This window comes from Streptomyces milbemycinicus (assembly GCF_002154605.1).
Classification (GTDB): Bacteria; Actinomycetota; Actinomycetes; order Streptomycetales; family Streptomycetaceae; genus Streptomyces; species Streptomyces milbemycinicus.
This window is the reverse complement of sequence record NZ_MUNE01000445.1, coordinates 1-5,463: the sequence shown is the minus strand read 5'-3', so window position 1 is coordinate 5,463 and position 5,463 is coordinate 1. Positions and strand designations below refer to the sequence as shown.

Genomic DNA, 5,463 nt, shown 5'->3' with positions numbered 1-5,463 from the left:
CCGTCGCGACGGATGCCTGCAGCGACAGCAGGACGAGCACCAGTACGGCCAGCGCGTCCGCCGTGCCACCGACGAGCTGGGCGCTCCACAGGCGGCGCAGCGGCGGATGGCGCAGCAGGGCTCGTACGGCACGCTCGCGGGAATCCGCGGCAAGGGCGCCGGATGTGGTGGTCACGTCCGTTGGCTGCTCTCGCGTCATCCCGCCAGCCTATCCGGATCACGTGAATAGACGGCCACCCGCCCGAACAGACGGGCGGGCGTCCGCGTGATCCGCCGGTTTCGGCCGCCTTCGGCCACCGGTTCCGGTGGGGCCTCGGCCACCGGGTCCAGTCGGCCTTGGCCTCCTGGTCCAGCCGGCTTCGGCCACCCGGACCAGCCGGCCTCGGCCGACCCGGGTCAGTCGGCCTTGGCCGCAGGCTTCGGGGCCGCCTTGGCCGCCGTCGCCGTCTTCTTCGCCGCGGTCTTCTTGGCCGCGGTCGTCTTCTTGGCCGCGGTCGTCTTCTTGGCGGCGGTCTTCTTGGCGGTGGTCGTCTTCTTGGCCGCCGTCGTCTTGGCCGTCGTCGTCTTCTTGGCCGCCGCCTTCTTGGCGGTCTTCTTGGCCGGGCCCTTGGCGCGCTTCTCGGCCAGCAGCTCGTAGCCGCGCTCCGGGGTGATCGTCTCGACGTCGTCATCGCGGCGCAGGGTCGCGTTGGTCTCGCCGTCGGTGACGTACGGGCCGAAGCGGCCGTCCTTGACGACGACGGGCCGCTCGCTGACCGGGTCGGTGCCCAGCTCCTTCAGCGGCGGCTTGGCCGCGGCCCGGCCGCGCTGCTTGGGCTGCGCGTAGATCGCGAGCGCCTGGTCGAGGGTGATCGTGAAGAGCTGCTCCTCGCTTTCGAGCGAGCGCGAGTCGGTGCCCTTCTTCAGATACGGGCCGTAGCGGCCGTTCTGCGCGGTGATCTCGACGCCCTCGGCATCGGTGCCCACCACCCGCGGCAGCGACATGAGCCGCAGCGCGTCCTCCAGGGTCACCGTGTCCGGGGACATCGACTTGAAGAGCGAGGCGGTGCGCGGCTTGACCGCGTTCTTGCCGGTCTTCGGGGTGTCCTCGGGCAGCACCTCGGTGACGTACGGACCGTAGCGGCCGTCCTTGGCGACGATCTTGCGTCCGGTCGCCGGGTCGGTGCCGAGCTCGAAGTCGCCGCTCGGCTTGGCGAGCAGTTCCTCCGCGTACTCGACGGTCAGCTCGTCCGGCGGCAGGTCGTCGGGCACATCGGCGCGCTGTCCGGTCGCGCCCTCGGCCTCCGTCGCCCGCTCGACATACGGGCCGTAGCGGCCGACCCGCAGCACGATGCCGTCGCCCACGGGGAAGGAGGAGATCTCGCGGGCGTCGATCGCACCGAGGTCGGTGACCAGGTCCTTCAGGCCGCCGAGGTGGTCGCCGTCGCCGTTTCCGGCATCGGCCGCGCCGCCCACGGCCCCCGGTGCGGCGCCGCTCTCGGCGCCGGGCTCGGTGGCGCTCTCACCGAAGTAGAAGCGCTTGAGCCACGGCACGGCCTGGGCCTCGCCGCGCGCGATGCGGTCGAGGTCGTCCTCCATCTTGGCGGTGAAGTCGTAGTCGACCAGCCGGCCGAAGTGCTTCTCCAGCAGGTTGACCACGGCGAAGCTCAGGAAGGACGGGACCAGTGCAGTGCCCTTCTTGAACACATAGCCGCGGTCCAGGATGGTCCCGATGATCGAGGCGTACGTCGAGGGGCGGCCGATCTCGCGCTCTTCGAGCTCCTTGACCAGTGAGGCCTCGGTGTAGCGGGCCGGGGGCTTGGTGGCGTGGCCGTCGGCGGTGATCTCCTGGGCGGCCAGCCGGTCGCCCTCGGCGACCTGCGGCAGGCGCCGCTCGCGGTCGTCGAGCTCGGCGTTCGGGTCGTCCGCGCCCTCCACATAGGCCTTCATGAAGCCGTGGAAGGTGATCGTCTTACCGGAGGCGGAGAACTCGGCGTCACGGCCGTCGCTCGCCCGGCCGCCGATCTTGACGGTGACGGAGTTGCCGACCGCGTCCTTCATCTGGGAGGCGACGGTCCGCTTCCAGATCAGCTCGTACAGCCGGAACTGGTCGCCGGTGAGGCCGGTCTCCGCCGGGGTGCGGAAGCGGTCGCCCGAGGGGCGGATGGCCTCGTGGGCCTCCTGGGCGTTCTTGACCTTGCCCGCGTAGGTGCGCGGCTTGTCCGGCAGGAAGTCGGCGCCGTACAGCTGGGTGACCTGCGCCCGGGCCGCCGCCACCGCCGTCTCGGACAGGGTGGTGGAGTCCGTACGCATATAGGTGATGAAGCCGTTCTCGTACAGCTTCTGCGCCACCTGCATGGTCGCCTTGGCGCCGAAGCCCAGCTTGCGGCTGGCCTCCTGCTGCAGGGTGGTGGTACGGAACGGGGCGTACGGCGAGCGGCGGTACGGCTTGGACTCGACGGAACGCACCGTGAAGGCGGTGTCCGCGAGGGCCGTGGCCAGCCCGCGGGCTCCCGCCTCGTCCAGGTGCAGGACCTGGGCGCCCTTGAGCTGCCCGGTCGAGGTGAAGTCGCGGCCCTGGGCGACACGACGGCCGTCGACGGCGGTCAGCCGGGCGCCGAAGGTGCCGGGGTCGCTGGTGTCACCGGCCCGGCCGGTCGCGAAGACGCCGGTCAGGTCCCAGTACTCGGCGGAGCGGAAGGCGATACGGTCGCGCTCGCGCTCGACGACCAGGCGGGTGGCCACCGACTGGACGCGGCCCGCGGACAGGCCGCGCATGACCTTCTTCCACAGGACCGGCGAGACCTCGTAGCCGTAGAGGCGGTCGAGGATACGGCGGGTCTCCTGGGCGTCGACCAGCCGCTGGTTCAGCTCGCGCGGATTGGCGACGGCGGCGCGGATCGCGTCCTTGGTGATCTCGTGGAAGACCATCCGGCGGACCGGCACCTTGGGCTTGAGCACCTGCTGGAGGTGCCAGGCGATGGCCTCGCCCTCGCGGTCCTCATCGGTGGCCAGGAAGAGCTCGTCCGAGTCGGCGAGCAGTTCCTTGAGCTTCCTGACCTGGCTTTTCTTGTCAGCGTTGACGACATAGACGGGCTGGAAGTCGTGTTCGACATCCACACCGAGGCGGCGGACCTCCCCGGTGTACTGGTCGGGCACCTCGGCCGCACCGTTCGGCAGGTCCCTGATGTGCCCGACGCTGGCTTCGACGACGTAGCCCGGGCCGAGATAGCCCTTGATCGTCTTCGCCTTGGCAGGCGACTCGACGATGACGAGTCGGCGGCCGCCCTGTGCGGTCTCGCTGGTCGGGGACAACTTCGCTCTTCTCTCCGGTCGACGCTCGGTGAACGGGCACTACTCACGGGTTACGCGTACACGTACACCACTACGGTGACGCTGCGGAGTGTGACGGTACCTCCCGGCCCCGTGTCAAACGGAAAAAGCCCGCAACGCCACTCGAACGGTAACCCGACAAGCGTCCTGTCTGCCGCCCGGACCGGCACTCGGCGCCACGCAAGGGCCCTGTCAGGCGTAAACCAGGCACCAGATCCCGCCGCCCAGCGCGGCGATGCCGAAGAGAACGGAGAGGACCGCAGAAGCGACAGGGCTCACACCGTGCGCGACCGGCGCACGTAGCCGCGTTCGCGCCGCTGTCCACAGCAGCAGCGCGGCGCCGAACACGACAAATGCCGTACCGGCGAAGATCGCGGGTCCCCTCTCCATGGGCAGAGCGTGGCACCCACGGAAGGCGTACGCGCGAACCGCGAGTGAACAGCGCACGACCCACTCTTCCGGCGCTTCCGGCCATGATCACGCCCCCGAGTGGCAACTTCTTGCCATCCGGGCGGCTGGCGGGGGGCGCGCGCGCTCCGGCGCACTACCCCCCGCTCCCCCGTCCGTCCACCGGCTCATCCACCGGATGCAGGAACCCCTGCTCGACCAGAAGGCGGATCGAGTCAGGCGTACGGTCGCGCAGCACCACCGGGTCCTCCCCGAGCAACTGGGCGATCGCGTCCAGGATCCGGCCCGCGCTGAGCGTGCCGTCGCACACCCCCGCGAACCCCGCGCCGACCGTGTCCACCTTCGTCGCCCGCCGCATGCCGCGGTTCTGACGGAGCACCACATGCTCGGGGTCCTCCGCCCCGGGCAGCCCCACCTGCTCCTGGACGACCTCGTCGGCCAGCCGGAAGCGGGCGGCCAGCAGCGCCGCGTCGTCGTGCGTGCGAAGGAAGTCCTGCCGCGCGAAGTGGCCCACGACCGCGTCCCCCAGCGGCTGCTCCACGGGGTGCGGCCACTCCTCCGCGGTCACGGCGGGGCGGTCGGCCCCGGACTTGCGCAGAGTGATCCAACCGAACCCGACGGCCCTGGTCTTGCGGGCCTCGAACTCCTCCAGCCACGCGTCGTACCGCGCGGCGTACTCGGCGGGGCCGGCGAGATGCGCCCCCGCGTCCCGCAGCCACAACTCGGCGTACTGCGTGATGTCCTGCACCTCGCGCTGCACGATCCACGCGTCGCATCCGCCGGGCACCCAGGAGGCGATCCGCTCGCGCCAGTCCTCCCCCTCCACGTGCTGCCAGTTGGCCAGCAGCTGGCACCAACCGCCGTCGGTGAGATGGCCGGCGGAGCGCTGGACCAGGGTGCGGCACAGGTCGTCGCCGGACATCCCTCCGTCCCGGTAGACCAGCCGGTCCCCCGCGGAGGAAGGCGGCGAGATCACAAAGGGCGGGTTGGAGACGATCAGGTCGTACGTCTCGTCGGCGACCGGCTCGAAGAGCGAGCCCTCTCGCAGATCGGGCTCCGCCGCGCCGGACAGGGCGAGGGTCAGCCGCGCGATGTGCAGGGCGCGCGGATTGGTGTCCGTGGCGGTCACGGAGGCGGCGTGGCGGGAGGCGTGCAGCGCCTGGATGCCCGAACCGGTGCCCAGGTCGAGGGCCCGGGCCACCGGAGCGCGGACCGTAAGACCGGCGAGGGTCGTGGACGCCCCGCCGACCCCGAGGACGAGCCCGGAGCGGTCCACTCCGCCCGGCGCACCGCCGGGCCCGCCGATGCCTCCGGCGCCGCCGACCGCACAGCCCAGGTCGGAGACGATCCACCAGTCCTCGCCCTGCGGGCCGCCGTACGGGCGCACGTCCACCGTCGCCCGCACCTCGTCGCCGTCGCGCACCAGCCAGCCGTCGGCGAGGCAGTCCTCGGCGGGCAGGGCGGCGGCCGCCCGCCCGTACGCCACCGGGCGCTGCAGCAGGAAGAGCCGCACCAGCGTCTCCAGCGGACTGTCGCCCCGCGTGGCGCGCAAAGCGGGGACGGTCTCGCTGCGCGCCAGAGCGGCGTAGGCGGGCGCGCCGAGCAGGTCCAGCAGGCCGTCGGCGGTGAAGGCGGCGGCCAGCAGCGCGCCGCGCAGGCGGCCGATGCGCTCGGGGTCGGCGGGGCTGGGGAGACGGTGCGTACTCACGCCCCCATTGTCGGGGGCACCACTGACAGCGGGCG

At 71.8% G+C, this 5,463-nt stretch carries 4 protein-coding genes; all 4 read right to left on the bottom strand.

The features are described from left to right. On the bottom strand, nucleotides 1-199 hold a 199-nt coding region (locus CCN51_RS58115; protein ID WP_143675951.1), incomplete at its 3' end, for a hypothetical protein. A gap of 197 nt (nucleotides 200-396) precedes the next feature. Further along, a complete protein-coding gene (topA, locus tag CCN51_RS32580; RefSeq protein WP_086860421.1) occupies nucleotides 397-3,294 on the bottom strand; it encodes a type I DNA topoisomerase in 2,898 nt (965 codons plus the stop codon). Nucleotides 3,295-3,504: 210 nt separating this feature from the next. Next, a complete protein-coding gene (locus CCN51_RS32575) occupies nucleotides 3,505-3,702 on the bottom strand; it encodes a hypothetical protein (protein WP_043491050.1) in 198 nt (65 codons plus the stop codon). 154 nt (nucleotides 3,703-3,856) lie between these two features. Then, nucleotides 3,857-5,428, bottom strand: a complete 1,572-nt coding sequence (locus tag CCN51_RS32570; protein ID WP_014178440.1) for a N5-glutamine methyltransferase family protein — start codon at nucleotides 5,426-5,428, stop codon at nucleotides 3,857-3,859. Between the last annotated feature and the right edge of the window lie 35 nt (nucleotides 5,429-5,463).